Source organism: Lutimaribacter degradans (genome assembly GCF_023703375.1).
Taxonomy (GTDB): domain Bacteria; phylum Pseudomonadota; class Alphaproteobacteria; order Rhodobacterales; family Rhodobacteraceae; genus Lutimaribacter; species Lutimaribacter degradans.
In genome coordinates this window covers 206,446-231,219 of sequence record NZ_JAMQGO010000002.1, presented here as the reverse complement: position 1 = coordinate 231,219, position 24,774 = coordinate 206,446, and the positions used below count along the sequence as shown (strand labels likewise).

General features: G+C 64.2%; 30 protein-coding genes. 13 read left to right on the top strand and 17 right to left on the bottom strand.

Annotated elements, in window-relative coordinates:
* Positions 1 to 67: 67 nt before the first annotated feature.
* The 9 genes from plsY to M8744_RS05585 form a co-directional block, all read right to left on the bottom strand.
* Positions 68 to 673, bottom strand: a complete 606-nt coding sequence (gene plsY, locus M8744_RS05625) for a glycerol-3-phosphate 1-O-acyltransferase PlsY (protein WP_251410754.1) — start codon at positions 671 to 673, stop codon at positions 68 to 70.
* Entirely contained in the window at positions 673 to 1,956 is a 1,284-nt protein-coding gene (pyrC, locus tag M8744_RS05620; protein WP_251410751.1) for a dihydroorotase, read from the bottom strand. The genes plsY and pyrC overlap by 1 nt, the downstream gene beginning before the upstream one ends.
* A gap of 175 nt (positions 1,957 to 2,131) precedes the next feature.
* Positions 2,132 to 3,199, bottom strand: a complete 1,068-nt coding sequence (locus tag M8744_RS05615; protein ID WP_251411147.1) for a sugar-transfer associated ATP-grasp domain-containing protein — start codon at positions 3,197 to 3,199, stop codon at positions 2,132 to 2,134.
* Positions 3,200 to 3,470: 271 nt separating this feature from the next.
* Positions 3,471 to 4,046, bottom strand: coding sequence for a hypothetical protein (locus M8744_RS05610; protein WP_251410748.1), 576 nt, complete (start codon positions 4,044 to 4,046; stop codon positions 3,471 to 3,473).
* On the bottom strand, positions 4,043 to 4,501 hold the full coding sequence (locus M8744_RS05605) for a hypothetical protein (RefSeq protein ID WP_251410745.1): 459 nt from the start codon (positions 4,499 to 4,501) through the stop codon (positions 4,043 to 4,045). The genes M8744_RS05610 and M8744_RS05605 overlap by 4 nt, the downstream gene beginning before the upstream one ends.
* Complete coding sequence (locus M8744_RS05600) at positions 4,494 to 4,940, bottom strand: hypothetical protein (RefSeq protein ID WP_251410742.1); 447 nt, start codon at positions 4,938 to 4,940, stop codon at positions 4,494 to 4,496. The genes M8744_RS05605 and M8744_RS05600 overlap by 8 nt, the downstream gene beginning before the upstream one ends.
* Complete coding sequence (locus tag M8744_RS05595; protein ID WP_251410738.1) at positions 4,937 to 5,476, bottom strand: aspartate carbamoyltransferase catalytic subunit; 540 nt, start codon at positions 5,474 to 5,476, stop codon at positions 4,937 to 4,939. Before M8744_RS05595 ends, M8744_RS05600 begins: the two co-directional genes overlap by 4 nt.
* Entirely contained in the window at positions 5,473 to 6,432 is a 960-nt protein-coding gene (locus M8744_RS05590; RefSeq protein WP_251410735.1) for an aspartate carbamoyltransferase catalytic subunit, read from the bottom strand. The genes M8744_RS05595 and M8744_RS05590 overlap by 4 nt, the downstream gene beginning before the upstream one ends.
* 97 nt (positions 6,433 to 6,529) lie before the next feature.
* Positions 6,530 to 7,105 (bottom strand): YqgE/AlgH family protein, encoded by a 576-nt coding sequence (locus M8744_RS05585; RefSeq protein ID WP_434481347.1) that lies wholly within the window; start codon positions 7,103 to 7,105, stop codon positions 6,530 to 6,532.
* Positions 7,106 to 7,243: 138 nt separating this feature from the next.
* Between M8744_RS05585 and M8744_RS05580 the strand changes: the two genes are divergently transcribed.
* Complete coding sequence (locus tag M8744_RS05580; protein WP_251410728.1) at positions 7,244 to 8,053, top strand: protein-disulfide reductase DsbD domain-containing protein; 810 nt, start codon at positions 7,244 to 7,246, stop codon at positions 8,051 to 8,053.
* A gap of 1 nt (position 8,054) precedes the next feature.
* Here the strand turns inward: M8744_RS05580 and M8744_RS05575 are convergent, their stop codons facing one another.
* Complete coding sequence (locus M8744_RS05575) at positions 8,055 to 9,284, bottom strand: SAM-dependent methyltransferase (protein WP_251410725.1); 1,230 nt, start codon at positions 9,282 to 9,284, stop codon at positions 8,055 to 8,057.
* A 272-nt stretch (positions 9,285 to 9,556) separates the two neighbouring features.
* Between M8744_RS05575 and aspS the strand changes: the two genes are divergently transcribed.
* The 4 genes from aspS to M8744_RS05555 all read left to right on the top strand — a co-directional run bounded on the left by aspS (position 9,557) and on the right by M8744_RS05555 (position 14,840).
* Positions 9,557 to 11,332, top strand: a complete 1,776-nt coding sequence (aspS, locus tag M8744_RS05570; protein ID WP_251410721.1) for an aspartate--tRNA ligase — start codon at positions 9,557 to 9,559, stop codon at positions 11,330 to 11,332.
* A 102-nt stretch (positions 11,333 to 11,434) separates the two neighbouring features.
* Complete coding sequence (locus M8744_RS05565; protein ID WP_251410718.1) at positions 11,435 to 12,817, top strand: DUF1800 domain-containing protein; 1,383 nt, start codon at positions 11,435 to 11,437, stop codon at positions 12,815 to 12,817.
* 4 nt (positions 12,818 to 12,821) lie between these two features.
* Positions 12,822 to 14,060: a DUF1501 domain-containing protein gene (locus tag M8744_RS05560; RefSeq protein WP_251410715.1), complete on the top strand. Its 1,239-nt coding sequence runs from the start codon at positions 12,822 to 12,824 to the stop codon at positions 14,058 to 14,060.
* A gap of 66 nt (positions 14,061 to 14,126) precedes the next feature.
* Positions 14,127 to 14,840 carry a GNAT family N-acetyltransferase gene (locus M8744_RS05555; RefSeq protein ID WP_251410712.1) on the top strand — a complete coding sequence of 238 codons (714 nt, stop codon included), beginning with the start codon at positions 14,127 to 14,129 and terminating at the stop codon, positions 14,838 to 14,840.
* 24 nt (positions 14,841 to 14,864) lie between these two features.
* On the opposite strand, the gene M8744_RS05550 is transcribed toward M8744_RS05555, so the two are convergent.
* On the bottom strand, positions 14,865 to 15,581 hold the full coding sequence (locus M8744_RS05550) for a response regulator (RefSeq protein ID WP_251411144.1): 717 nt from the start codon (positions 15,579 to 15,581) through the stop codon (positions 14,865 to 14,867).
* Between the two features lie 158 nt (positions 15,582 to 15,739).
* Between M8744_RS05550 and mce the strand changes: the two genes are divergently transcribed.
* Together mce and M8744_RS05540 are read left to right on the top strand one after the other, a co-directional pair.
* Positions 15,740 to 16,144, top strand: a complete 405-nt coding sequence (gene mce, locus M8744_RS05545; protein WP_251410709.1) for a methylmalonyl-CoA epimerase — start codon at positions 15,740 to 15,742, stop codon at positions 16,142 to 16,144.
* Positions 16,144 to 16,428 (top strand): DUF1467 family protein, encoded by a 285-nt coding sequence (locus M8744_RS05540; RefSeq protein WP_251410707.1) that lies wholly within the window; start codon positions 16,144 to 16,146, stop codon positions 16,426 to 16,428. Before mce ends, M8744_RS05540 begins: the two co-directional genes overlap by 1 nt.
* Before the next feature lie 164 nt (positions 16,429 to 16,592).
* Here the strand turns inward: M8744_RS05540 and M8744_RS05535 are convergent, their stop codons facing one another.
* The 3 genes from M8744_RS05535 to M8744_RS05525 are packed head-to-tail and all read right to left on the bottom strand — an operon-like array spanning position 16,593 to position 19,030.
* Entirely contained in the window at positions 16,593 to 17,303 is a 711-nt protein-coding gene (locus M8744_RS05535; RefSeq protein WP_251410704.1) for an EI24 domain-containing protein, read from the bottom strand.
* Positions 17,288 to 17,866, bottom strand: a complete 579-nt coding sequence (locus M8744_RS05530; protein ID WP_251410701.1) for a nitroreductase family protein — start codon at positions 17,864 to 17,866, stop codon at positions 17,288 to 17,290. Before M8744_RS05530 ends, M8744_RS05535 begins: the two co-directional genes overlap by 16 nt.
* A 51-nt stretch (positions 17,867 to 17,917) precedes the next feature.
* Entirely contained in the window at positions 17,918 to 19,030 is a 1,113-nt protein-coding gene (locus M8744_RS05525; RefSeq protein WP_251410698.1) for a class II histone deacetylase, read from the bottom strand.
* A gap of 70 nt (positions 19,031 to 19,100) precedes the next feature.
* Between M8744_RS05525 and M8744_RS05520 the strand changes: the two genes are divergently transcribed.
* Entirely contained in the window at positions 19,101 to 19,361 is a 261-nt protein-coding gene (locus M8744_RS05520) for a DUF167 domain-containing protein (RefSeq protein WP_251410696.1), read from the top strand.
* A 9-nt stretch (positions 19,362 to 19,370) separates the two neighbouring features.
* Here the strand turns inward: M8744_RS05520 and M8744_RS05515 are convergent, their stop codons facing one another.
* Entirely contained in the window at positions 19,371 to 19,604 is a 234-nt protein-coding gene (locus tag M8744_RS05515) for a DUF8831 family protein (RefSeq protein WP_251410693.1), read from the bottom strand.
* A gap of 119 nt (positions 19,605 to 19,723) precedes the next feature.
* Here M8744_RS05515 and M8744_RS05510 point away from each other — a divergent pair, with 119 nt between their 5' ends.
* From M8744_RS05510 to M8744_RS05500, 3 genes are all read left to right on the top strand, one after another.
* On the top strand, positions 19,724 to 20,428 hold the full coding sequence (locus tag M8744_RS05510) for a M48 family metallopeptidase (protein ID WP_251410690.1): 705 nt from the start codon (positions 19,724 to 19,726) through the stop codon (positions 20,426 to 20,428).
* Between the two features lie 123 nt (positions 20,429 to 20,551).
* Entirely contained in the window at positions 20,552 to 20,920 is a 369-nt protein-coding gene (locus M8744_RS05505) for a YigZ family protein (RefSeq protein WP_251410687.1), read from the top strand.
* Between the two features lie 68 nt (positions 20,921 to 20,988).
* On the top strand, positions 20,989 to 21,252 hold the full coding sequence (locus M8744_RS05500; protein ID WP_251410684.1) for a DUF6455 family protein: 264 nt from the start codon (positions 20,989 to 20,991) through the stop codon (positions 21,250 to 21,252).
* A gap of 63 nt (positions 21,253 to 21,315) precedes the next feature.
* Here the strand turns inward: M8744_RS05500 and glyA are convergent, their stop codons facing one another.
* Positions 21,316 to 22,599 (bottom strand): serine hydroxymethyltransferase, encoded by a 1,284-nt coding sequence (glyA, locus tag M8744_RS05495; protein ID WP_251410681.1) that lies wholly within the window; start codon positions 22,597 to 22,599, stop codon positions 21,316 to 21,318.
* Positions 22,600 to 22,785: 186 nt separating this feature from the next.
* Here glyA and M8744_RS05490 point away from each other — a divergent pair, with 186 nt between their 5' ends.
* Positions 22,786 to 23,547 (top strand): NAD kinase, encoded by a 762-nt coding sequence (locus tag M8744_RS05490; protein WP_251410678.1) that lies wholly within the window; start codon positions 22,786 to 22,788, stop codon positions 23,545 to 23,547.
* Between the two features lie 3 nt (positions 23,548 to 23,550).
* Here M8744_RS05490 and M8744_RS05485 read toward each other — a convergent pair whose 3' ends face one another.
* Positions 23,551 to 23,922 carry a hypothetical protein gene (locus tag M8744_RS05485; protein WP_251410675.1) on the bottom strand — a complete coding sequence of 124 codons (372 nt, stop codon included), beginning with the start codon at positions 23,920 to 23,922 and terminating at the stop codon, positions 23,551 to 23,553.
* A 63-nt stretch (positions 23,923 to 23,985) separates the two neighbouring features.
* Here M8744_RS05485 and M8744_RS05480 point away from each other — a divergent pair, with 63 nt between their 5' ends.
* Positions 23,986 to 24,747 carry an alpha/beta fold hydrolase gene (locus M8744_RS05480; RefSeq protein WP_251410672.1) on the top strand — a complete coding sequence of 254 codons (762 nt, stop codon included), beginning with the start codon at positions 23,986 to 23,988 and terminating at the stop codon, positions 24,745 to 24,747.
* Positions 24,748 to 24,774: the final 27 nt, after the last annotated feature.

Genomic DNA, 24,774 nt, shown 5'->3' with positions numbered 1-24,774 from the left:
GTTCCGGTGCGTTCGGTGCCACATGCGCGCGGCGTTCCCTGTCTCGGCCCGCCGCGCAGTGGGCGGCCTATTTCTGGCCTATCTTCGGCTCGGTCCCGGCGCGCAGGCGGGCGATGTTGGTGCGGTGGGTCCAGAACACCAGAAGCGTCACCGCGACACCAAGGAAAAACGCATGGCCATGGCCCAGCAGGGTAAGCCAGAAGGTCGAGCTTGCCGCCGCCGCCAGGGCCGCAAGCGACGAAATACGCCCAAGCACCGCGGCGACCAGCCACGTGGCGCATAGTGCCAGCCCCACGGGCCAGGCCAGCGCCAATACCAGCCCCAGGAATGTTGCCACGCCCTTGCCACCGCGAAAGCCCAGCCAGACGGGGTAGACGTGGCCAATAAAGGCCATCACCCCGGCCAATTGCGCGGCATCCTCCGCCGCCAGCGCACGGGCCAGCAGCACCGCCACCGCGCCCTTGGCCCCGTCAAGCAACAGCGTTGCCGCCGCCGCCGCCTTGTTGCCGGTGCGCAGAACGTTGGTCGCGCCGATATTGCCCGAGCCGATCTGGCGCAGGTTTCCCAGCCCCATCGCCCGCGCGATTACCATGCCAAAGGGGATCGAGCCCAGCAGGTAACCGATCACGCCCCATGAAAGCAGCAACGGCAGGGCGGTTTCCAACGCGGGCATCAGGCGGTCTCTCCATGCACAAGCTGGCCGCCCACATAGGTGGCGCGCAGCCGCCCTTGCAGGCGGGCCCCGTCAAAGGGCGTGTTCTTCGATTTCGACAACAGCGTGAAGCGGTCCAGCACAAAGGGCGCGTTCGCGTCGAACACGATTAGGTCGGCGGGCGCGCCGGCGGTCAACCGGCCCTGCGGCAGGCCCAGCCGGTCGGCCGGGTTCAACGCCATCGCGCGGAACAGGTGCGGCAAGGTCAGGTCGCCCGAATGATACAGGCGCAGCGCGGCGGGCAGCAGGGTTTGCAGGGCGACGGCCCCGCTGGCGGCCTCTTCGAAGGGAAGGCGTTTTGATTCCTCGTCCTGCGGCGTGTGCATCGAACTGAGAATGTCGATCAGCCCCGCGCGCAGCGCATCGACCGTGGCAAGACGGTCGTCTTCCGAACGCAGCGGCGGCTTGACCTTGTAGAAGGTGCGATAATCGGCAACGTCCAGCTCGTTCAGCGTCAGGTGGTGGATCGAGGTTCCGGCGGTCACGTCCAGCCCGTTGCGCTTGGCACGTTCCAGCGCGGGCAGGGCGCGGGCGGTGGTGATCTGGTCGAAGTGCACGCGCGCGCCCGTCATCTCGATCAGGGCGATATCGCGGTCTATCCCCATCCGTTCGGCCATGGCCGAAACGGCGGGCAACCCGCGCAGCGAGGCGAATTTGCCGCTCGTCGCGGCGGCGCCTTTCGACAGGCCGGGTTCCTGCGGATGCAGTTGTACCAGCGCGCCAAGGCTGTGCGCATAGCTGAGCGCGCGTGTCAGCACCTTGGTATCAGAGGTGACGTTGTCGCAATCGGTAAAAGCCACGGCCCCGGCATCGAGCAGGAAACCGATCTCGGTCATCTCGCGCCCTTGCCGCCCCTTGGTCAGTGCCGCCATCGGCAAAACGCGTACGGGCGCGGCCTCGGACGCGCGGCGGGCGACGAATTCCAGCGTTTCGGGGTTGTCGATGGCGGGGTCGGTATCGGGGCGGGTGATCATGGTTGTCACGCCGCCCGCCGCCGCCGCCAACCCGGCCGAGCGGAACGATTCCTTGTGCCGTTCGCCCGGTTCGCACACCTTGACGCCCAGGTCGACGATCCCGGGGGCCAGGTAGTGCCCGCCGCAATCAATCACCTTGGCACCATCGGGGATGGCCAGTTCGGCGCCATGCCCGACGATCTTGCCGTCGCGCACCAGAAGCGCACCGTGGGTCACGTCGCCGGCCTGCGGGTCGATGATGCGGGCGTTGGTAAAAAGCGTCGCGGTCATGGGCCTGTCCTTCCTGGCACGCGGATCACGGTAAACACGCTTGCGCGCGCGGGGGCAAGGGGGGGGCGGTCAGTGCCGCCGCCATTCTTGTTCCTCTGTGGGGGACAGGGGTTTTCGAAAGACGGCACCAATGCCGCGGGCCGCACGGCTACTGCACGCCGCTTGTCCAATACACTTACTGAAGCTTTTTCTGGCGTTGCTTTTGATCACTCTTTCTTTTTGCAATTATTGTTTCAGCGCGTTGCGCGACAGCGTCGAAGATGGGCAGGAATTCGTCGTTCAGTATGCCGCGGCCAGTTGCCAATTGGTAAAGCGTGTGATGCGGGTTGACGTTACACTCGACTATCATTGGACCGCTTTCGGTGATAGCGACATCCCAGCCCAAGACACCAAAGTGAGGGAAAAGCGCATGGCATCTGGTGGTCATGTCCCGAACCTCGTCCCAATGGGGGATTTCGACCTGACGGAACACCTTGCCGCTCTCAGGGTGAGTTTCAGGCTGTTCCAGGCATGGCCCCGTTCCCTTGCGGCATTGAATGATCTGACCCGTTTTCCGGTCTAGCTCGGCCAGCATGCTGCCATCTTGCCAGTAATTGTCTGACATCGCAGTGGGCGAAGGGATCTTCCACAGCGTGTAAAGAATTTCGGGTTCTTCATCGCGCAAAACTGTGACCACGCGGATGGTGCCAACAGCAGATCCAGTGACATTATACAGGGCAGGGTGTTGTTGAATTGCCGATTGAATCAGAAAACCGGCTGCATAGTCTTCAAAGATTTCCTCGGAGAATTTGCGAACCGTGATTTTGCTGCCGTTCAGCAATTGAAGTTCACCCGTGGAGCGATCAAACTGTTCTACCAGCGCAGATCCGACGCTACCGGAGCCTGCCTCAGGTTTGACGAAGATCGGATAGCGTGCCTTTTCTGAAAGGAAGGTTTCGATCTCTGCCGCCGTACGGAGAGATGGAATGCTCCCATAACTTGCATTGCATGACAAAATTGCTTGTGTCTCTGTCGTGGGAAATCCCAGCTTAGAAATCAATGCCTCAGTGAAAGGCTTTTTTGTCAGGAACTCCCGCATCGAACTGGTCAGGTCGTGTGGCGATAACCGTTTGTTTAGTTTGAGATTTCCGCGAAGACCGACAAAGGCGCGCTTTTGTGTGGAACTGTGGATCGGGTCATACACTCTGTGGGTGTAATATTCGTTGAAGCGGAGGCTCTGTTTCCCATAGCGAGTCCTCATCATCTCGAACAACTGGCGAAATGGGCTGAGTCCGTGTTGGCGAGCGACGTCCACGATCAGCTTTGGACCTGGTGGAAGTGCTTTTTCGGGGGCGCCAGCAAAGCGCTCTGCGCGGTAATCTCGGTCATGGTTTTTGCCTCGTTATGCTGCCTGCAATTCAGAGTAGGCTCCAGAATCTGGCCAAAATTTGGCAAGAGAAGGTTTATTTCCTGCATGAGCACATTGAGTGAACAAGCTTGTCTAATACGAAATGACCGCTGCCTGAGGGGCGCGACTACGTTTGGCCTTGTGATCGGTCGCATGCGACCCGCCCCTGTACGCCGCGCAGCAAGGCATAGACGCTGCGGCCATCGTGGATGCGTTCAAAGCCCAACATCCGCAGGCGCGTGTTGCGCTTTAGCGGAACGGGTTTGAAAGCAAAGCCGATCGAGGCGGGTTCGCAATCATCGAAGGTAAGCAGCGTGTCGCTCGTGATCGGGTAGCTGTGCAGCTGCTTGCCTAGAAAAGGCAGCTTCGTGGCGATGAAGGCGCGCCTGTCGCTGAGCGTGTACCAGGTGCGTGCGCGCCGGTAGGCATCCCACAGGACGTGGCCGAACAGGTTGAACAGGCCCACAGCCAGCAAGGCAAACCCGGCCCCCGCCAAAAGCACGTCGGCAAGCGGTCGATTGACAGGGGCAAGCACGTTGCCGGCCAGGCCGATCCAGAGCGCCGCCACGAGTGTTGTCACCGCGCCCACCGTCGCCCGTCGTGCCGAGAGTGCCCGCCAGTCGATCCGGGCGTCGGGCCGGCCCTGCCACAGGATGATTTCATCGGGCTCGAGGATGCCCAGCCAGGGGTCGGGGGCGTTCATGCCGTGCCCTCGCGCAGTCGTGCAAGGTCGTGACGCAGGGCGGGCAGGCCGCGAACATAGGCGATTTCGATGATTTCGCGTTCTTCCCCCACCACGAAAAGACGCCACCACATCAGGCGGCGCAGCCGTGCGATCTCGGCGATTGGCAAGGCGCGCAGGCCAAGCGGGTCTTGGGTGTCGACCTGCAGCAGGCGCTTGTCGGTAAGCACCCAGTTGAGCGTGCGGTTGCGCCGCCAGTCGCCCAGGTTGTCGAAGACGAAAAGATCGACCAGCATCACCAGCGGCAGGATGACCCAGGCGCGCGGCTCGTCCAGATAGAGCACCAGCGGCGCAAAGGCCACGGCGGTCAGGACGACCACGAACAGCTCGCGTTGCAGGTAGATGCGAAAGGACGGGCGAAAGGTGGCACGCAGGGTTTCGCCCGGGTCCAGAATATCGGCCACCGGGTCAGCCATCGCGCCGCCCGGCCAGTGCAGCCGCGATGCGCGCGCGGGTCGCGTCGCGGTCGTGCTGGTATTTCAGCATGTGCTTGTCGCCGCCCTGGGTCACGATCTGCACCGCGCTGCCAAGGGTGTTGATCGCCTTGATCCGGTTCAGTGGCACGGCGCGGGTGCCAGGGCCCAGCAAGCGGCGGTCGGTCAGATCCCAGCGCGTGGCCAGCTCATCCGAGGCGACGAACCAGGCACGAAAGGCCACCGCTGCAAGCCCGCCCACCGCGCCCGTCCAGACATGCGGGTTGCCGATCGCCCAAAGCAGCCCCATCCCCACCGCCATTGCCACCGCCGCCAACCATGCGTGATCGCGGATATAGGTGCCACGGTCCGGCGCGAAGCTGGCCAGAACTGCCTCGTCCTCGGTAAGCGCGGTTTTGGGCGTGTTGGCGTAATCACTCATGCCGCGATCCAGACCACGAGTGCGACCAGAAGGAACATCACCAGCAGCGCGATGGCCGCCACGCGCCCCGACATGGCCGCGTCGCTGGGCCGCGCGGGCATGGGGGCGCCCTGGGCGGCAGCGGATGTCAGCGGGGTGAAATTGTTCTGGGGGCCAGGCTCGGCATAGGTGCCGATCCAGCGAAGCGGGGTGCGGGGTGACAGCTCTTGCGCGGTACCGGCAAAGGCGCGCGATGGCAGCACCAGAACGTAGCCGCGCAGCGCGCGCAGGCGGGCGCGGTCGGCGGCGATCTCGTCCTGGGCGACGCCCAGGCCGTCAACCAGGTAGCCATCGAGGCCCAACTCGCCCAGCTCGGTCACGCGCAAGAAATCGACATGATCGGGTGACAGCACCTCGGCCCCCAGCGCATCGCGGATTGCGGCGATATCGGGGGCGTCGGGGTCGGTGAACTCGGCGACGGCATCGGCCGGCAGGTCGATGGCGAAAACGCGCACCAGACCGGCCTCGGTCGCGCTGATCTTCATGCGGTCGGTCACGCCATGACCCCCTGGTCCGCCTCGCGCGCCGCGCGCAGGTTGCGCGCGAGCAAATCCATCGCGGCCATGCGCACGGCGACCCCCATTTCCACCTGTTCCTGGATGACGCTGCGGTTGATGTCATCGGCGATGGTGCCGTCGATCTCGACGCCGCGGTTCATCGGGCCGGGATGCATCACGATGGCATCGTCCTTGGCAAATGACAGTTTCTCGGCGTCCAGTCCGAAGCGATGGAAATACTCTCGTTCCGAGGGGATGAACCCGCCATCCATCCGCTCTTTCTGAAGGCGCAGCATCATCACCACGTCGACATCGCGCAGCCCTTCGCGCATGTCGTCGTAAACTTCGACCCCGAAATCCGCGATTCCGGTGGGCATAAGGGTGGGCGGCCCCACAAGGCGCACGCGGTTTTCCATCTTGCCCAGCAGGATGATGTTCGAACGTGCAACGCGGCTATGGGCGATGTCGCCGCAAATGGCGATGTTCAACCTGTGCAAACGGCCCTTGGCACGCCGGATTGTCAATGCGTCAAGCAGGGCCTGCGTGGGGTGTTCGTGCCGCCCGTCGCCGGCGTTCAGTACCGCGCAGTTCACCTTTTGCGCCAAAAGGTCCACCGCGCCCGAATGGGGGTGACGTACCACAAGAAGGTCGGGGTGCATCGCGTTCAGCGTCAGCGCTGTGTCGATCAGCGTTTCGCCCTTCTTGAGCGAACTGGCCTGCATCGCCATGTTCATCACGTCTGCCCCCAGACGTTTGCCCGCCAGTTCGAAACTGGCCTGCGTGCGTGTGGAGTTTTCAAAGAACATGTTGATCTGCGTCAGCCCCGTCAGGGCGTCGGCATGTTTGTTGGCCTGCCGGTTCAGCTCGACATACCTGTCGGCGAGATCCAGGATGGCGGTGATCTCGGTCGGGTGCAGGGGCTCGATCCCCAGCAGGTGCTTTTGGCGAAAGCTCATGCGCGTTTGTCCCTTGGCTGGCCCGTGCCCGTTATAGGCGCGCTGCGGGTGCGGGGCAACGGGGGGAAAGGTGCGCGGGGCCTGGATGTTTGCCCGGTCAGGCGCGCCCGGAATCGGCCGAGAGCGTCAGCGCGCCCACACCTATGGAATTCAGCGCGGCCTCCCACTTGGCCGCATCGGCTGTTTCGAACACGATCCGACGCGAGGCGTCACAGGTCAGCCAGCCGTTTTCGGCCAGTTCACTTTCCAACTGGCCGGGCCCCCAGCCGGCATAGCCCAGTGCCACCAATGCCTGCGTTGGCCCGGTGCCGCGGCCCATCTCTTCCAGCACGTCCAGCGTTGCGGTCAGCCCGAAACCACCGTCGATCTGCAACGTGTTCAGCGCCGAGGTGAAATCGGCGCCGTGCAACACGAACCCCCGCCCGGTTTCGACCGGGCCACCGAAATAGACCGGCGGGTTGGAAACGTCCGGTGTCATTTCGATTTCCAGTTGTTCCAGCAGGTGGTCGAGCATGATGTCGCCGGTGGGTTTGTTGATGACCAGCCCCATGGCGCCGTCATCGGAATGGGCGCAAACGAAAACCAGAGATTTGACGAATCTTGGGTCGCCCATGCCCGGCATGGCGATCAAAAGCTTGCCTGTAAGGTCGAGTGTGTCGCTCATCTGCGTCATTCCGGTCATATGGGGGCGCGGTTGGCCTGCGTCCAGCATGAAGCGGGGCGGGGCGCCGCGCAAGGGGCGGGCGGTGCTCGCGCAACTCTCGCCGGGATGTGACTTGGATTTCACCGCGGTTTGGCGCAACTGTATGATATGAAAAATGTCCTGAGCTTGCTGATCGTGGCCATCGCCCTCGCCCTGCCCGCACCCGTTGCGCGCGCCAACCCCTATGAGCAGATGGTAAGCGCCGAGCTGCTGCCGGGCTGGCGGCGGCCTGATGGTGTACACGTGGCGGCCTTGCGGCTGGTTCTGGCCGATGGATGGAAGACCTATTGGCGCGCGCCGGGCGATGCCGGCATCCCGCCGCTTTTCGATTGGAGCGGATCACGCAACATGGGTGGCGTGCAGCCCGTCTGGCCCACGCCGATCGTTTTTTCGCAAAACGGGATGCGGTCGATCGGCTACAAGCGTGAATTGGTGCTGCCACTGAAGATCACGCCGCGCGATGCGGGCGGGGACATGACCCTGAACGCGCAGATCCAGATCGGGATATGCGACGACATCTGCGTGCCCGCCGATCTTTCGGTGCAGGCATCGCTGCCTGCGGGCGGGCACCCCGATCCGCGTATCGTGGCTTCCATGGCCGATGTGCCGGTGCCCGCCGCCGAGGGCGGGGTGCGCGGGGTCAGTTGCGCGGTGACACCCACCGAAAACGGGTTGCGCGTGACGACGCGGGTGACACTGCGCCGCGCGGGGCAGGCGACGGCGCTGGTCGTGGAAACCGCCGATCCGCAAATCTGGGTGTCCGAGCCCGAAATGCACCATGACAACGGGACGCTGGTGGCCACCAGCGACTTGGTTCACATTGATGGTGGCCCCTTCGCGCTGGACCGCTCGGGCCTGCGGTTGACGGTGCTGGGCACCGCGCCGGCGGTCGATATTCGCGGCTGCCCGGCGCCCTGATCTATTCCGCGGCCAGGGGCCGTTTCTCGGGTGACGGCGCGGGATAAAGGTAATCGCGCGTCAGCGGCACCGCATCCTGCGCCTTGGTCAACTGCAACTGGAACACGACCTGCCCGGCGTTTCGAAATGTGAACTCGCTTGCCAGCAGGTAGAACCGCCACATCCGGCAGAACCGCTCGTCATACAGCGCGCGTGCCTTTTTCTCGTTCGCGACGAAACGGGCGTGCCATTCCTTCAGCGTTTCGGCGTAATGCAGGCGCCACACCTCTATATCGGTGGCGCCCAGCCCCGTGGGCTCGATCGCGGCCACCGTTTCCGACAGGGCGGGGCAATAGCCGCCCGGAAAGATGTACTTGGTGATCCAGGGGCTGGTCGCGCCGGGTGGCGTTGTGCGCCCGATGGTGTGGATCAGCGCGATGCCGTCAGGTGACAGCAGATCATGTACCTTGGAAAAATACTCGTGGTAGTGCGGCACGCCCACATGTTCGAACATGCCCACCGACACGATCCTGTCGAAGGGGCCGGTGATATCGCGGTAATCCATCAGGTGGAATTGTGCGCGGTCGGTCAGACCGGCCTCGGCGGCGCGGGCATTGGCCATCGCGTGTTGTTCGCGCGACAGGGTCACGCCCGTAACATGCGCGCCGAAATCGCGTGCCAGCGTCAGGCCCATTCCGCCCCAGCCACAGCCAATATCCAGCACGCGCATTCCCGGTTCGATCCGCAGTTTCCGCGCGATATGCTGTTTCTTGGCCTCCTGAGCCTCGTCCAGGGTCATGTCGGGACGGGCGAAATAGGCGCAGGAATACTGCCTGTCGTCATCCAGGAACAGATCATAAAGTTCGCCAGACAGGTCATAATGATGCGCCACGTTGCGTTGGGCGCGCGCGGCCGGGTTGAACTGCGCCAGCCGGCGCCCCAACCTGCGCAGCGCCGCGACAGGTTTGTGAAACCCCGGCAGGCCGTTCTGGGCCGCGTTGCGCGTGATCAGGTCGATGAAGCTGCGCAGGCCGTCGTCTTCGATGGTCAGTTCACCATCCATGTAAGCCTCGCCCATGGCCATATGCGGCGTCAGAACCAGGCGCCGCGGCAGGTTGGCCGCGTGCAAGGTTACCGCCGCGCGTGGCGTGCCGCTGCCGTAAACGCGCGTCGTGCCATCGGGATAGGTAACGCTCAACTCGCCGTGTCGAACCAGATGCGACAACAGCCGATCCAAGCCTTGTGTCCACATGTTTCACCCCTCCAGTTCCGGCGCCATCCGGCGCCATCTCGATACGGTAGAAACCTGCCATTTGCCGCATGATGCCCGCCATGGCGGGGCGCGTGTGCGGTGGTGCTCGACCCGTATAGCCTACCGCAGAATCGCGATCTGTAAAGAATCACGCGGTCTGCTGGGGGTTTTGCGCGGGCAGAAGCCTGCAAAACCAGCACGCGACCTTGACTTCCGGGCGCAAGCGCGGTGTATCGGCCCGAACCGCGAAACACCCTGAGGGAACAGCTATCATGCACGCCTATCGCAGCCATACTTGCGCCGATCTGACCAAGGAAAACGTGGGCGAAACCGTGCGCCTGTCGGGCTGGGTGCACCGTGTGCGCGACCATGGCGGCGTCTTGTTCATCGACCTGCGCGACCATTTCGGCATGACGCAGGTTCTGTGTGACCCCGACAGCCCGGTTTTCGCCCAGGTGGAAAAACTGCGCAGCGAATGGTGCGTGCGCATCGACGGCGCGGTAAAGGCCCGCGCGCCCGAGCTGATCAACGCCAAGATCCCCACCGGCGAGATCGAGGTATATATCCGCGACATGGAGGTTCTGGGCGCCGCGAACGAATTGCCGCTTATGGTCTTCGGCGACCAGGAGTATCCCGAGGAAACGCGCCTGCGCTATCGGTATCTCGACCTGCGCCGCGAAGAGATGCAGCGCAACATGACCTTGCGCTCGGACGTGGTGGCCAGCATTCGCAAACGCATGTGGGGGCAGGGTTTTCGCGAATACCAGACGCCGATCATCACCGCCAGTTCGCCCGAGGGCGCGCGCGATTTCCTGGTGCCCTCGCGCCTGCATCCGGGCAAGTTCTACGCGCTGCCGCAGGCGCCGCAGCTGTTCAAGCAGCTGATCATGGTTTCGGGCTTCGACAAGTATTTCCAGGTTGCGCCCTGCTTTCGCGACGAAGACCCCCGCGCCGACCGCAGCCCCACCGATTTCTACCAGTTGGACATGGAGATGTCGTTCGTTGAACAACAAGACGTGTTCGACACGATCCAGCCGGTGATCGAGGGCGTGTTCGAGGAATTCGGCGGTGGCAAGAAGGTCGACAAGCATTGGCCGCAGATCTCTTACCGTGACGCGGCGCTGTGGTACGGCACCGACAAGCCCGACCTGCGCAACCCGATCAAGATGGCCGATTGCTCGGAGCATTTCCGGGGCAGCGGCTTTGCCATCTTCGCCAAGCTTCTGGAGCAGGACGGGACGGAAATTCGCGCCATTCCCGCGCCCGGCGGCGGCAGCCGCAAGTTCTGTGATCGCATGAACAGCTTTGCCCAGAAAGAGGGCCTGCCGGGCATGGGCTACATCTTCTGGCGTGAGGGCGAGAACGGCATGGAAGCGGCTGGACCGCTGGCCAAGAATATCGGCCCCGAGCGCACCGAGGCGATCCGCCAGCAGCTGGGCCTGGGCAAGGGCGACGCCGCGTTTTTCCTGGGTGGCAAGCCTGCGCAGTTCGAACGCGTCGCCGGCAAGGCGCGCGACGTGATCGGCGAAGAGCTGAACCTGACCGACAAGGACAGGTTCGCATTCTGCTGGATCGTCGATTTCCCGATGTACGAGGCCGACGAGGAAACCGGCAACATCGATTTCAGCCACAACCCGTTTTCCATGCCGCAAGGGGGTATCGACGCGCTGTCGGGCGACCCGCTGCAGGTGCTGGGCTATCAATATGATCTGGCTTGCAACGGGTACGAGCTGGTTTCGGGCGCGATCCGCAACCACAAGCTGGACATCATGATCAAGGCGTTCGAACTGGCAGGCTATGGTGAGGACGAGGTGCGCAAGCGGTTTGGCGGCCTGGTCAACGCCTTCCAGTTCGGCGCACCGCCCCACGGTGGCTGCGCGGCGGGCATCGACCGTATCGTGATGCTGCTGGCAGAAGAGCAGAACATCCGAGAGGTGATCATGTTCCCGATGAACCAGCGCGCCGAAGACCTGATGATGGGCGCCCCGTCCGAGCCGGCAAGCGACCAGTTGATGGAGTTGAGCCTGCGGGTGATCCCGCAGGAGTGACTGCGCGAAATAGCGCCGATGTGATCGGCACGGGCCACGCGCCATCGTTTCAAACGGTGGCGCGTTTGCTATTGTCACTCCACGTTGCGTGGGAGTGTGCCGATGTTTGACCCTGAACTGGCCGAAATGCGCTTTGGCTGCGGGCTCAGCCCTGTTGTTGCGCCGCCGGCCTCGGTGCCTGACATGCTGGCGCGCCTGACCGGCCCCGATGAAATAGCCCTGCGCTTTCCGGTCGAGGATTTGACGCAGTTCCGCGAGCGGATGAAGCGCTCGGCCGAGTATCTGAAAACGCGCCGTACCATGCGGGGCACCCCCGAGGCCAAGATTGCCCGCAAGGCACAGCAGGTGGAAAAGAAAAACGCCCGCATCGCGCAGGCCCGGTGGACGGCGCAGCGGCTTTTGCGCCGTGCCTGGACGTCGGATGGCCTGCGCGAACGGCTGACCTGGTTCTGGGCCGATCATTTCACCGCCGTGGGCAAGCAGGGTACGATAAAGCGCGCCGCCACCCCCCATGTCGAAGAGGCCATTCGCCCGCATGTGACGGGCCGTTTCGCCGACCTGCTGCGCGCGGCCATCACCAGCCCGGTCATGCTGCACTATCTCGATCAACAGCGCTCGATGGGGCCGAACAGCAAGCGCGCGCAGAAAAAACAGGGCGGCGCCGGCCTGAACGAGAACCTTGCCCGCGAGGTGCTGGAACTGCACACGCTTGGGGTGGATGGCCCCTATTCGCAGGCCGATGTGCGCGAATTGGCGGAACTGTTCACCGGCCTGTATTTTGACGCGCGGGCCGGTTTCAAGTTTCGCAAGGATTTTGCGGAACCGGGGGCCGAACGGGTGCTTGGCCAGCTTTATGGCAGCGACAAGCCCAACGTGGCCGACATTTTCGCGGTGCTCGATGATCTGGCCGTGCATCCGTCCACGGCGGCGCATGTGGCCGAAAAACTGGCTGTGCATTTCGTGGCCGACCGCCCCGATCCCGATCTTGTTGCGCATCTGACCGTGCGGTTCCTGGATACGGACGGAGATTTGCTGGCCGTCACCGAGGCATTGCTGCGCCACCCCGCCGCATGGGCGCCCGATTTGCACAACGTCAAGCAACCGTGGGAGTTCATGACATCTGCGGCTCGCGCGCTGGCCGTGCCGCCGGGCCGGTTCGACGGTCTGAAGGAAAACGAGCTGCGGCCCCTTCTGCATCGTCCGCTGGTCGTGATGGGCCAGCGCTGGGAAAGCCCGGCTGGCCCCGATGGCTGGCCCGAGGATGACAGCGCCTGGATCACGCCGCAGGGGCTGGCGGCGCGGATGGGCTGGGCCATGACCATGCCAGCGCGGTTGCAGCGCGACCTGCCCGATCCGCGCGATTTTGTTCACCACGCGCTGGGCGCCCGCGCGCCCGAGCCGGTGATGTTTGCCGCCCACGCCGCCGAGAACCGGCGCGAAGGTGTGGGGCTGATCCTGTCCTCGCCCGCTTTTCAAAGGAAATAGTGCCATGCGCCATGCCGCGATGAACCGCCGATCCTTCATGGGCCGCAGTCTTGCGCTGGGCTGTTCGCTGGCGGCCAGCCCGCTGGTCACGCCGGTCAGTTTTGCCGCAGCGCCCTGGCCCAACCGGCTGGTCGTGATCATCCTGCGCGGCGCGATGGATGGGCTGGACGTGGTGCAGCCGGTGGGCGACCCGGCCTTTGCGGCGTTGCGCGGGTCGCTGCCGGGCGGCACCGCGGCAGGTGCGCATGACCTCAACGGGTTCTTCGCGCTGCATCCGGGGCTGGGAGAACTGATGCCGCTTTGGCGCGCGGGCGAGCTCTCCTTCGTGCACGCGGTTTCGACGCCTTACCGCGACAAGCGCAGCCATTTCGACGGGCAGGACATGCTCGAGGCGGGCACACCCGACCTGACCGGGCGGGGGATGCGAGATGGCTGGCTGAACCGGATGTTGCAACAGGTTCCTGGGATAGAGGCCGAAACCGCCTATGCGTTGGGCCATGACGAAATGCTTCTGACCAAGGGGGGCGCGCCGGTTGCCAACTGGACCCCCGACGTGGGTTTGTCGATCAGCCCGCAGGCCGAGTTGCTGGCGCGGCGCATGATGGCCGATGACCCGCTGTTCCATGATGCCCTGACGGAAGCGCTGATGCTGTCGGGCGCCGATGAACTGGCCGAAGAGCAAGGCATGATAGCCCCCGACATGGGCGGCATGGCCGAGATGGACGCCCCCGAGGGAAAGCGCGCGCGACAGCCGCACAATGCCATCGCGCGATTTGCCGCCGAGAAGCTGCGCAAGGATGCGAGGATCGCGGCGTTCTCCTTGGGTGGGTTCGATACGCATCTGCGCCAGGACGTGACGTTGCCGCGCGCGCTGCGGCGCCTGTCGGACACCATCCTGACACTGCGCGCCGAAATGGGCGTGGCCTGGCAAAAGACGGCCGTTGTCGCGATGACCGAGTTCGGCCGCACGGCGCGGGCCAACGGTTCACGCGGGACGGACCATGGCACCGGGGGGGCGATGCTCCTGGCGGGCGGTGCGTTGCGCGGCGGGCAGGTTCTTGGCGATTGGCCGGGGCTGGGGCGGGCCGATTTGTACCAGGGGCGTGACCTGATGCCCACGCGCGATGTGCGCGCCCATGCTGGTTGGATCATGCGCGGGCTCTACGGCTTTGACAGGGCGCTGATCGAAAACGTGATCTTCCCCGGGCTGGAGATGGGCGATGATCCGGGCCTGATACTCTGAGGGCTTTTCCCTGCTGCCGCTTCGTGCCACTCTCGCCTGTGCCGGGATGAGGGGACGGAGACAGCAATGACCAAGTCAAGCAACCCATTGGCCGATTGGGCGGCACCGTCGCGGCCGGACGGGGCCGTGCTGGAGGGTCGGTTTGCCCGGTTGGAGCCGCTTGATGCCGACCGCCACGCGGCGCTGTTGTACCGGGAATTCGCCGGGCATGATGACCTGTGGACATACATGGCCGCGGGGCCTTTTGCCTCGGCCGCGCAGTACCATCGCTGGGCGCGCGAACATGCCGGGCAGGATGATCCGTTCTTTTACGTGATCCAGTCGCGCGACAGCGGCGTGTGCGGCGGTGTTGCCTCCTTCATGCGCATCACGCCCGAGATGGGCGTGATCGAACTGGGCTATATCACCCTGTCGCCGGCATTGAGCCGCAGCCGCGCCGCGACCGAGGCGTTTTTCCTTATGATGCAATGGGCCTTTGACAGGGGCTATCGCCGGTTCGAATGGAAATGCGACGCCGGCAACCTGCCATCGCGCCGGGCGGCGCAGCGGCTTGGGCTGAGTTACGAAGGCGTGTTTCGCCAGCACATGATCGTCAAGGGGCGCAATCGCGATACGGCCTGGTTCGCGGCCACCGATGCCGATTGGCCGGCGTTGAAAGAGGCGTTCAATGTCTGGCTGGCGCCGGGTAATTTCGACGCGCAAGGCCAGCAGCGCGAACGCCTGTCCGATCTGACCCGCCTTGTCCGTGTCAGCAGCGACCCGGCGCTGACATCGCGTTAGGGCTGCGCAAGGGCGCGGGCCCGGTCAGATCGCGACACGCCGATCGAGCCGGTCTTGCAAAAGACCGGCCAGCTGGGCAAGCCCGTGATCCGTGGAATGACCCTGGGCCCGCGCGTTGGCCAGTCTTTGGCTGGCCTGCATCAACGGCGTGTCATCCGCGCTGAGCGCGACGCCCGACAGGAATTGCAGCGTGTAATCCAGCGTGTCGTCATCGATGTCCTTGCCCAACAATTCGGCGGCATGGGACATGTCATCATGCAGCGCGACCTGGTCCGGCACAATCACCTCGTCACGCACCAGGCGCGGACCCGCAGGTTGGCGATCGGCGGGCAGGCGTGACAAGATCGCATCCTGGAAAGCGGCAAGCGACACCAGCGGCTTGGCCAGAAAGCCATCGGCGCCCGCCGCGGCGGCGGTGGCGGGTGCCATTTCATCGCCGCTGGTGGCCAGCAGCACACCCACGCGCGGACGGGCCTTGTTCAGGTCGTTGATCAACTCTGTCCCCGGCCCATCGGGCAGGCCCAGGTCCACGATAACCGCCGAGGGGCGGTAGACCCGAAGATGGCGCCTGGCCGCGCGCAGGCTGTCGGCGCGTCGCAACCGCGCACCCGAGCGGATGCACATCAGGCGCAGCGCCTTGCAGGCGAACAGGCTGTCCTCGACCACCAGGATGGTCAGCCCAAGAAGCGGCCGGTGCGTGGTGGGTTTGGGCGTGGCGAGCAGGAATTCGCGTTCATCCATCATGATTGTCCCCTGGAAAGCAGCGTCGGTGCGACTCACCATGCCGTGACTTGGCTAACGCATGGTTAATGCCCGCGTTGCGGCGCCCTGTCGCTTGCCCTTGCGCCTCGGCGCGCCCATAACGGGTGAAACGCGAACACGACGCCAAAGGAGGCCCCATGATCGGACGTTTGAACCATGTCGCCATTGCCGTGCCCGACCTCGAGGCGGCATCGGCGCAATACCGTGATGCGCTGGGTGCCAAGGTTGGAGCCCCCCAGGACGAGCCCGACCATGGCGTGACGGTGGTGTTTATCGAACTGCCCAACACCAAGATCGAGCTGCTGTATCCGCTGGGAGAGGGCTCGCCCATCGCGGGATTTCTTGAAAAGAACCCGGCGGGCGGCATTCACCATGTCTGCTACGAGGTTGAGGATATCCTTGCCGCGCGCGACAAGCTGAAAGAGGCCGGGCTGCGCGTACTGGGGGACGGCGAGCCCAAGATCGGCGCCCATGGCAAGCCGGTTCTGTTCCTGCATCCGAAGGATATGAACGGCACCCTGACGGAACTGGAGCAGGTCTGATGGGGGTTACATCGGGCATAGTTCTTTACGCGGTGCTGTGGTTCATGACCTTTCTCGTCGCCATTCCGATCCGGCTGAAGACGCAGGGAGACGTGGGCAATGTTGTGCCGGGCACCCATTCCAGTAGCCCCGAGGTGCACAACCTCAAGAAAAAGGCGTGGATCACCACGCTGGTCGCCGCAGTTTTGTGGGCGATCATCGCCACGATCATCATAACCGGCACGATCACCGTGCGCGATCTGGACTGGCGCGGGCTGATGCCGCCGGTGGCCACGCCCGATTGATACCTTGCAGGCCAAAACGCTGGTGTGACGCGACAAAAGCTTACCCTTGCAGGGTAAACCGAAACTGAAAAACCGATGCCTGCCCCTGTTTCTGGCCATCCCGCCGACAGCCACGCGAAACAGGGGCCCACGTTTCGCGGCTTGGCGGAAGAAACATGCCGCGATCAGGCCGATTTCAGGCCGTGGTAGATATGGGTAAAGGTCGCCGCGCCCAGGATGGGGATCAGCAGGTTCATGATAGGAATGGTCAGAGGAATGGCCATCAGTATGCCCGCCGCCCAGATCGTCATGCGGTGGCGTTTGGCCAATGCGCGCGCGGCGGTGCGGCCCTCGCGGCGCATGGCGGCAAGGGTAAAATACTCGCGCCCCAACAAGAACCCGTTCAAGCCCCAGAATAGCACGAGCGGCGCGAAGGGTATCCAGAACACGAAGGCATAGACGATCAGGGCCAGCGTATTGGCCGCGATCAGCAGGCCGAGGAAATTCACCGTGTCGCGCAATGCGTCCCAGAAGGGGACGGGCTGCACATCGGGCAGGTGGGGGAAATGGCGGTCCTCGACCGCGTCGGCCACGTCTTCGAGGAACATCGAGGTAATGGCCGAGGCCACCGGGATCATCAGGAACACCGACAGGATCAGCATCAACAGCAGGCTTGACCAGCCGACAAGGTCATCCAGCCACGTCACCGTGCCGATCAGCGGCAGGGTCGCCTCGGGGCCCAACAGCACCTGCAAAAGCCACAGAATACCCGCATAGGCCGCCACCAGCAGCGCCAGCGTCAGCCCCACGCCGATCAGCAGCACGCGCAGGAAGCGGCGGTCATGCACCTGGCCCAGCGTGCGCTGAAAGGCCGAAAGGATCAGTCCGATATCCATGTGACGATCTGCTCCAGGTCGGGGCGCGGCCGTTCGGGCGGCGCATTGCGTTCGGTGCCGATATGGACGAAGCCCACGACGCGCTCGTTCTCGGCCAGGTCCAGCCCGGTTTCAACGAAAGCACGGTCGTGGCTTGGCCAGCCCGACAACCAGTTCGCTCCCCAACCTGCTGCCAGCGCGGCGTTAAGCAGTCCGAGGCACGCGGCGCCGGCGGAATAGGTCTGCTCGATGGCGGGGATCTTTTCACTCGGTTTCTGCACCTCGATCACGGCCACGGCCAGGTTACCCTGTTCGAACTGGCTGGCGCCCTTGTCGGCTTGTTCGGCAGCGTGCCCCAGCTCGGCGGCGCGTTGGCGCGCAAGGGTTGCCAGCCGTTCCAGCGCGGGGCGCTCCAGCACGATCATGCGCCAGGGTTCAAGCTTGCCGTGGTCGGGCGTGCGGGCGGCCGCGGTCAGCAAGGGCAACAGCGCGGCGCGGTCGGGTACCGGCAGGGTCAGCGTTTTCGCGGGGCGCGAGCGGCGCGTCAGCAGAAATTCCAGCGCGGCGTCATTGGGCGTGGGCATGAATCGTCCTTTCCGATCTTGTATCTGATGTCGGGCAAGACAGCGGGCGGTTCAACCCTTGCCCAGCAGTTCTTGCGCCATTTCGGCGATCATGTCGTTGAAAAAGCGGGTCGTGCGGGCATTGGGTTGGCGACGTTCCATCGTATGCGCCAGCGGGTCGGGCGCGTCGGTGGCGCTGCCGGCAAGCGTGGCGATGGTGGCATGGCCGCAGAAGGGAACGTAAGCTTCGGAATATCCGCCCTCGTGCACAAGCACCAGCTTGCCCGCGCACAAGCGCGCGGCCAGCGCCTTGATCCGCGCGGTCATCTGGCGAAACGTGTCAGCGCTACATGCCATGCGCCCCAGCGGATCGAAGATCGACGCGTCATAGCCGCAGGCCACCACGATCGCCTCGGGGCGGAACCGTTCCAGCGCAGGCGTCACGATCTTGTCCATTGCGGCAAGATAGCCGTCATGCCCCACGCCAGGGGGTAGGGGGACATTCATGTTGAACCCCGCCCCCGGCCCGCGGCCCCGGTTCTCCAGCGCGCCGCTGTCGGTGGGATAGTTGTTTTCCTGGTGGATCGAGATTGTCAGCGTGTCGTCGCGGTCTTGATAGATCACCTCGGCGCCGTTGCCGTGATGGACATCCCAATCCACGATAGCGACCCGGCCCAGCAAGCCCTCTGCCCGCGCCGCCTCGACCGCGACGGGAATATTGGCCAGCAGGCAGAACCCGTTGGGCCAGTCGGGCAGGCAGTGATGGCCGGGCGGGCGCGAGAGGGCATAGGCATTGTTCATCTCGCCACGCACTACCGCCAGTAACGCCGAACGCGCCAGCCCCGCCGACAGCGCGGCGATTTCATAGGCCCCTTTGCCAAAGGGGGTGCGTGGCCCCATCTCGCCCCCACCGGCATCGGATTTTGCCTTGAATTCATCAAGGTAGCTGGGGGGGTGGATGCGCAGCAGCTCGTCACGGGTGGCGGGTGGCGCGCTTTGTACCGAGAGTTCCGACAACAGGCCGGTGACTTCCATCAGGTTCTTCAGCCGCCGCTTGGTTTCGGGGCTTTCAGGCAGACCGCCCGCCGCGAGGGGCTGCACCAGGTCGCCCACCGGCAGGGTCAGGGCGTAGTTGCCGCCCGAATGCCAGAAACAGCGTTCATCGTGAAAGAAACCCGTGGTCATGGCCAGCCCCGTTTTCCAATGTCGTTGCGGCGACTATTCCCATCCTGGCCGGGATTGTCCATGTTAAGCCATGGCCAAGCATCTGCCCGACCTCACACATCTTGCCCAGCCCGGTGCCGAGATCGCCCTGCGCGTCACACCGCGTGCCGCGCGCGACCGGATCGACACCGCCGAGGGCGCGTTGCGCATTTATGTCACGGCCCCGCCCGAGGACGGCAAGGCCAACAAGGCGGTGCAAAAGATCCTGGCCCGCGCGATGGGCGTGGCCAAATCGCGGCTGGTGCTGGTGCGCGGGCAGACAGCACGAGACAAGGTGTTCCGCTTGGAATGAGGCGTCGCCTTACCCGCGATTGCGGCTGTAGAGCCCTTCGGGCAGGTTCAACGCGGCAGCCAGGTCTTTTACCTGGGTAATCGACAGCGTTATCTTTTGCACGCTGTCGGTGCGGGGGTCGTATTGTTCGACGGTCACACATTCCTCGAAGGCGTTCAGCGTCACGTCTTCCTGCAAAGGCGCGCGGCCTTCGTCGACAAGCGTTACAACTGTGGCGTCGAATTCGTGCTCGATACTGAACATGGGGTCAGTGTATGGCGGGATTTCGCCTTTGCAAGCGTTTCAACACCGCGTGAAGCCTATGGCGGCCCGGCGCGACCGTGTTAGAACGCGTCATGCAGCCAGCGATTGGAAGGGTGAAAATGCGCGCATTGGGGTTGGTCCTTTTGGCCGTGATGGGCCTGTCGGGATGTGTGCAAACCGTTGGCCCGGCGCCGGAACAACAACGGCCGGCATCGGCGTCGGTGTCGCAAGCGGCACGGGTGGCGGCGCGGAATTTCATTGATGTGGTCGAAACGGTCGAGCCCGTGGCCGAGCAGGAATGCCGCCGTGTCGCGCCCGGTGCCAATTGCGATTTCCAGATCGTTATCGACGACCGGCCGGGCATGCCGCCCAACGCGTTTCAGACGCTGGACGCACAGGGGCGTCCGGTGGTCGCCTTTACCATCGGCCTGATCGCCGAGGCGCGCAATGTCGATGAGCTGGCCTTTGTCATGGGGCACGAGGCCGCACATCATATCGCTGGCCATATTGACCGCCAGCGCGAAGCCGCCGCTGCTGGGGCGGTGATTTTCGCGGGCCTTGCCACGTTGACGGGCGCCGATGAGCGCGGCGTGCGCGCGGCGCAGGACCTGGGCGCAGCCGTGGGTGCGCGCAGCTATTCCAAGGAGTTCGAGTTGGAAGCCGATCACCTGGGCACGATCATCGCCAAGCGCGCGGGATATGACCCGTTGCGCGGGGCCGAGTTCTTTACCCGCATCCCGGATCCGGGCAACCGCTTTCTGGGCACGCACCCGCCCAATGCGCGGCGTATCCAGGTTGTGCGCGAAACCGTCGCTGCCCTTTGATGCGCCGTTTGATGGCCGCCCGCGGCACGCCTTTTGGCGCTGGCGTATTGCAGGTAATGACATGCGGGGCGCACGCTGTGCCCGGCAAAGGCACCTCGAACCCGAAGCAGGAGTTTCATTTCCATGGTCATCTTGCCCAACATCGTCAGTGATCGCGGCTCGCGCTACGCGGTATCGGGCGGGGTGGCACGTGGGCCCGATGATGTGGCGGCCTTTCTCAAAGAGTTGAAGCGAAACAAGAAATTCGCCAAGGCAACGCATAACACCTGGGCGGTGTTGCTGGCCGATGGCACGGCGCTGAAGGGTGATGACGGCGAGGCGGGCGCCGGGATGGTCATCCTGCGCATGCTTGAGCGGGCGGGCCTGCATGACCGGGTCGTGGTCGTGACGCGGTGGTATGGCGGCAAGCATCTGGGGGGTGACAGGTTTCGCCACGTGCAAAGCTGCGTGGCCGCCTATCTGGAGCATGAGGGAGTGAGCGACGGCGCTTGATCAGGATCAACGCGGATCGCGGGGTCTTGCCTCAGTATGACGGGACACTCAGACCGGGAGGGGAGGCAATGCGCAATCTTGGCAATCCGATCACGCATTTCTGGCTGGTTCAGGATATGGCGCGGGCCGCCGGTGTCGACCTGCCGGACGCGCGGCGGCAAGGCCGCCTGACAGCCGGGGAATGGACGGCCATGATCACGCGGTGTCGCGGCTGCGCATGGGCTGAAAAATGCCAATCCTGGTTGGCGGCGCAAGATATGGGCGAACCGGCCCAAGTGCCCCCGGCCTGCGCAACCCGCGCGGTGTTCGACAGCCTGTGCCAAGGGGACTGAGCGCGCGTTCCCACATCACGGCAAGGGGGCGTCGGCGCGCACTATAACGCGCGCCGAGCGATGTCAGAGGTTGGGGTAGATCGGGAAATTCCGGCACAGCGCCTCGACCTCGGCCTTGACCTTGGCCTCGACGGCAGCGTTGCCTTCTTCACCGTTGGCCGCCAGCCCATCGACCACTTCCACGATCCAGCGCCCGACCTGGCGGAACTCTTCCTCGCCGAAACCGCGGGTCGTGCCGGCGGGGGTTCCGAGGCGCACGCCGCTGGTCACGGTGGGCTTTTCCGGGTCGAACGGAATGCCGTTCTTGTTGCAGGTGATATGCGCACGTTCCAGCGCGGCTTCGGTCGCGTTGCCCTTGACGCCCTTGGGCCGCAGGTCGACCAGCATCACGTGGCAATCGGTGCCGCCGGTCACGATATCCAGCCCACCCTTCATCAGCTCGTCGGCCAGCGCCTGGGCGTTCTTGACCACCTGTTGCTGGTAGGTCTTGAATCCGGGGCGTAGCGCCTCGCCAAAGGCCACGGCCTTGGCGGCGATCACATGCATCAGCGGGCCGCCCTGGATACCGGGGAAGATGGCGCTGTTGAACTTCTTGGCCAGCGCCTCGTCGTTGGTCAGGATCATGCCACCGCGCGGGCCGCGCAGGGTCTTGTGAGTGGTGGTGGTGACAACATGGGCATGCGGGAACGGGTCGGGGTAGACGCCCGCCGCGATCAGGCCCGCGAAATGCGCCACATCGGCAAGAACCCATGCGTCGATGCTGTCGGCGATCTCGCGGATGCGGGCAAAGTCGATATGGCGCGGGATGGCCGAGCCGCCGGCGATGATCATCTTGGGTTTGTGCTCGGCTGCCAGTGCGGCGATCTGCTCGTAATCGATCTGGCTGTCTTGTTGGCGCACGCCATATTGCACGGCGTTGAACCACTTGCCCGACTGGTTGGGCTTGGCGCCATGTGTCAGGTGGCCACCGGCATCCAGGCTCATCCCCAGGATGGTGTCGCCCGGTTGCAGCAGCGCGGTAAAGACGCCCTGGTTGGCCTGGCTGCCCGAGTTGGGTTGCACATTTGCGAATTCACAACCGAACAGCTCTTTCGCGCGGTCGATGGCCAGGTTTTCGGCCACGTCGACGAACTGGCAGCCGCCATAGTAGCGCCGCCCGGGATAGCCTTCGGCATACTTGTTCGTCATCACCGAACCCTGCGCCTCCATCACGGCGGCGCTCACGATGTTTTCAGAGGCGATCAGCTCGATCTCGTGGCGCTGGCGCCCCAGCTCGTCGGTGATCGACTGGAAAAGCTCGGGGTCGCGCGAGGAAAGGCTTTCGGTGAAGAAACCGGTGTCAGACATCTAGGGCTCCGTTTTCGGGTCAGAACAAGGGGATGGTTTTGGCATTGGTCCTACTGGAAAGCGGGCGCGGCTGGAAGGGTCGAAAGCGACGCAGTGCTGCGTCCGCGCGGCGGGGCTGGTGCGTTTGGGCAAGTTGTGGTTCTGTCGGGGGCAAAATTCGCCCTTCGGAAACAGGATAACCCAGCCATGCCGCTTGCCATCGCCTTTACCGCCAGCGATGCGCCCACCGCGCAAGCCGCGCGTGCCGCGCTGGTCGCGCGCTATGGCGACGCCCCCGAGGAACGCGCCGACGTTATCGTGGCGCTGGGGGGCGACGGTTTCATGTTGCAGACCTTGCACCGGACACAAGGGTTGGACGCGCCGGTTTACGGAATGAACCGGGGCACCGTGGGGTTTCTCATGAACGCCTATCACGAAACCGATCTGATGGAGCGCCTGCAAGACGCCCAGGAAGAGGCCCTGAACCCGCTGCGCATGCGCGCGACGTGCATGGACGGATCCCTGCACGAGGCGCTGGCCATCAACGAGGTGTCGCTGCTGCGGCAAGGGCCGCAGGCCGCCAAGTTGAAGATCACGGTCGATGACCGGCTGCGGATGGAGGAACTGGTCTGCGATGGCGCGCTGGTATCGACGCCCGCGGGATCGACGGCTTACAATTATTCCGCGCACGGGCCGATCCTGCCCATCGGGTCGGATGTTCTGGCGCTGACTGCAATCGCGCCGTTTCGCCCGCGCCGCTGGCGCGGGGCGCTGCTGCCCAAGAAGGCTCATGTGCGCATCGACGTGACCGAGCCCGACAAACGCCCCGTCATGGCGGATGCCGATTCCCGTTCGGTGCGTGATGTGGTTTCGGTGGAGATCAACAGCGCGCCCGACGTGGTGCATCGTATCCTGTTCGATCCGGGCCACGGCTTGGAAGAGCGGCTGATCCGCGAACAATTCGTCTGATTGTCAGATGAAACCTTGCCAGCGCAAAAGCGCCAGCACCAATGCCGCAAACAGCAGCATGTTGAACGCCAGCCCGCCCAGCAGCCCCAACAGCCGGTCCTTGCGTCTTTCGCGCGGGTCGATGTCAGCCAGGTGCGCGGCGGCAGCGGTATAGGCCTTTTCCAGCGCCTGCCCGTCCAGCATCCGCGCCAGCTTGGGGTGGCTGGCCATCGTCTCGGCCTCGGCCAATTGTTGCAGATTGCGCCGCACCCAGGCCGGCAGATCGCGCCCCGCGCGGTTGGCACGGGCGGCCAGCCCGCCCTTGCGCAGGCCCAGCTTTTGCTCCAGCAAGGTGTTCAAATGCGCGGTCTTGCGCGCCAATTCCTGGGAATCCATCGGTCTCTCCGCCGCGCAGGCTAGGGCGCGCTTGCGGTGGGGTCAAATGCGAAAGGGGGCGACATGCTGAATTACATCCGGCACGGCGAAGGGCAGGGCGGCCCCGGCCTGTTGATCGCACACGGGCTTTACGGATCGGCGCGAAACTGGGGTGTTATCTCCAAGCGCCTGTCCGATACGCGGCAGGTCGTGGCGGTGGATATGCGCAACCACGGTGACAGCCCCTGGTTCGACAGCCACGGTTACCCCGAGATGGCAAGCGATCTGGCCGAGGTGATCGAGCACCTGGGCGGCACCTGGGATGTTCTTGGCCACTCGATGGGGGGCAAGGCGTCCATGGCCTTGGCGCTGTCGCACCCGGAAAACCTGCGCCGCCTGATCGTGGCCGATATCGCGCCGGTGAGCTATGACCATGCGCAGACCCAATTCATCGAGGCGATGAAATCGGTCGACCTGAGCCGCGTTGAAAAACGATCGGACGCCTTGGCCCAGCTCGAAGCGATCGACGATCCGCAATTGCGCGCGTTTTTCCTGCAGTCGCTGGATGTGCAAGGGCGGCGCTGGCGGTTGAACCTTGATGTTCTGGCCCGCGACATGCCGAAGATCCTGTCTTTCCCGTCATTCGAAACGCAATTCGACGGGCCGGTGCTGTTTCTGTCCGGGGCGGAGTCGCATTACGTGACGCCCGAGTATCGGTCGGAAATCAAGCGCCTGTTTCCCAAGGCGCAATTCGCCAAGATTCCCGGTACGGGCCATTGGCTGCACGCAGAAAAACCGCGCGAGTTCGAAGCGGCAGTGCGCCACTACCTGGATATGCTGGCCTGAGGCACGGCCACGTTGGCACCGGCACGC

Excerpts from the sequence above, each read along its gene's own strand:
- plsY (WP_251410754.1), bottom strand. The coding sequence starts at position 673 with ATGCCCGCGTTGGAAACCGCCCTGCCGTTGCTGCTTTCATGGGGCGTG.
- pyrC (WP_251410751.1), bottom strand. The coding sequence starts at position 1,956 with ATGACCGCGACGCTTTTTACCAACGCCCGCATCATCGACCCGCAGGCC.
- M8744_RS05615 (WP_251411147.1), bottom strand. The coding sequence starts at position 3,199 with ATGATGAGGACTCGCTATGGGAAACAGAGCCTCCGCTTCAACGAATAT.
- M8744_RS05610 (WP_251410748.1), bottom strand. The coding sequence starts at position 4,046 with ATGAACGCCCCCGACCCCTGGCTGGGCATCCTCGAGCCCGATGAAATC.
- M8744_RS05605 (WP_251410745.1), bottom strand. The coding sequence starts at position 4,501 with ATGGCTGACCCGGTGGCCGATATTCTGGACCCGGGCGAAACCCTGCGT.
- M8744_RS05600 (WP_251410742.1), bottom strand. The coding sequence starts at position 4,940 with ATGAGTGATTACGCCAACACGCCCAAAACCGCGCTTACCGAGGACGAG.
- M8744_RS05590 (WP_251410735.1), bottom strand. The coding sequence starts at position 6,432 with ATGAGCTTTCGCCAAAAGCACCTGCTGGGGATCGAGCCCCTGCACCCG.
- M8744_RS05585 (WP_434481347.1), bottom strand. The coding sequence starts at position 7,105 with ATGACGCAGATGAGCGACACACTCGACCTTACAGGCAAGCTTTTGATC.
- M8744_RS05580 (WP_251410728.1), top strand. The coding sequence starts at position 7,244 with ATGAAAAATGTCCTGAGCTTGCTGATCGTGGCCATCGCCCTCGCCCTG.
- M8744_RS05575 (WP_251410725.1), bottom strand. The coding sequence starts at position 9,284 with ATGTGGACACAAGGCTTGGATCGGCTGTTGTCGCATCTGGTTCGACAC.
- aspS (WP_251410721.1), top strand. The coding sequence starts at position 9,557 with ATGCACGCCTATCGCAGCCATACTTGCGCCGATCTGACCAAGGAAAAC.
- M8744_RS05565 (WP_251410718.1), top strand. The coding sequence starts at position 11,435 with ATGTTTGACCCTGAACTGGCCGAAATGCGCTTTGGCTGCGGGCTCAGC.
- M8744_RS05560 (WP_251410715.1), top strand. The coding sequence starts at position 12,822 with ATGCGCCATGCCGCGATGAACCGCCGATCCTTCATGGGCCGCAGTCTT.
- M8744_RS05555 (WP_251410712.1), top strand. The coding sequence starts at position 14,127 with ATGACCAAGTCAAGCAACCCATTGGCCGATTGGGCGGCACCGTCGCGG.
- M8744_RS05550 (WP_251411144.1), bottom strand. The coding sequence starts at position 15,581 with ATGGATGAACGCGAATTCCTGCTCGCCACGCCCAAACCCACCACGCAC.
- mce (WP_251410709.1), top strand. The coding sequence starts at position 15,740 with ATGATCGGACGTTTGAACCATGTCGCCATTGCCGTGCCCGACCTCGAG.
- M8744_RS05540 (WP_251410707.1), top strand. The coding sequence starts at position 16,144 with ATGGGGGTTACATCGGGCATAGTTCTTTACGCGGTGCTGTGGTTCATG.
- M8744_RS05535 (WP_251410704.1), bottom strand. The coding sequence starts at position 17,303 with ATGGATATCGGACTGATCCTTTCGGCCTTTCAGCGCACGCTGGGCCAG.
- M8744_RS05530 (WP_251410701.1), bottom strand. The coding sequence starts at position 17,866 with ATGCCCACGCCCAATGACGCCGCGCTGGAATTTCTGCTGACGCGCCGC.
- M8744_RS05525 (WP_251410698.1), bottom strand. The coding sequence starts at position 19,030 with ATGACCACGGGTTTCTTTCACGATGAACGCTGTTTCTGGCATTCGGGC.
- M8744_RS05520 (WP_251410696.1), top strand. The coding sequence starts at position 19,101 with ATGGCCAAGCATCTGCCCGACCTCACACATCTTGCCCAGCCCGGTGCC.
- M8744_RS05515 (WP_251410693.1), bottom strand. The coding sequence starts at position 19,604 with ATGTTCAGTATCGAGCACGAATTCGACGCCACAGTTGTAACGCTTGTC.
- M8744_RS05510 (WP_251410690.1), top strand. The coding sequence starts at position 19,724 with ATGCGCGCATTGGGGTTGGTCCTTTTGGCCGTGATGGGCCTGTCGGGA.
- M8744_RS05505 (WP_251410687.1), top strand. The coding sequence starts at position 20,552 with ATGGTCATCTTGCCCAACATCGTCAGTGATCGCGGCTCGCGCTACGCG.
- M8744_RS05500 (WP_251410684.1), top strand. The coding sequence starts at position 20,989 with ATGCGCAATCTTGGCAATCCGATCACGCATTTCTGGCTGGTTCAGGAT.
- glyA (WP_251410681.1), bottom strand. The coding sequence starts at position 22,599 with ATGTCTGACACCGGTTTCTTCACCGAAAGCCTTTCCTCGCGCGACCCC.
- M8744_RS05490 (WP_251410678.1), top strand. The coding sequence starts at position 22,786 with ATGCCGCTTGCCATCGCCTTTACCGCCAGCGATGCGCCCACCGCGCAA.
- M8744_RS05485 (WP_251410675.1), bottom strand. The coding sequence starts at position 23,922 with ATGGATTCCCAGGAATTGGCGCGCAAGACCGCGCATTTGAACACCTTG.
- M8744_RS05480 (WP_251410672.1), top strand. The coding sequence starts at position 23,986 with ATGCTGAATTACATCCGGCACGGCGAAGGGCAGGGCGGCCCCGGCCTG.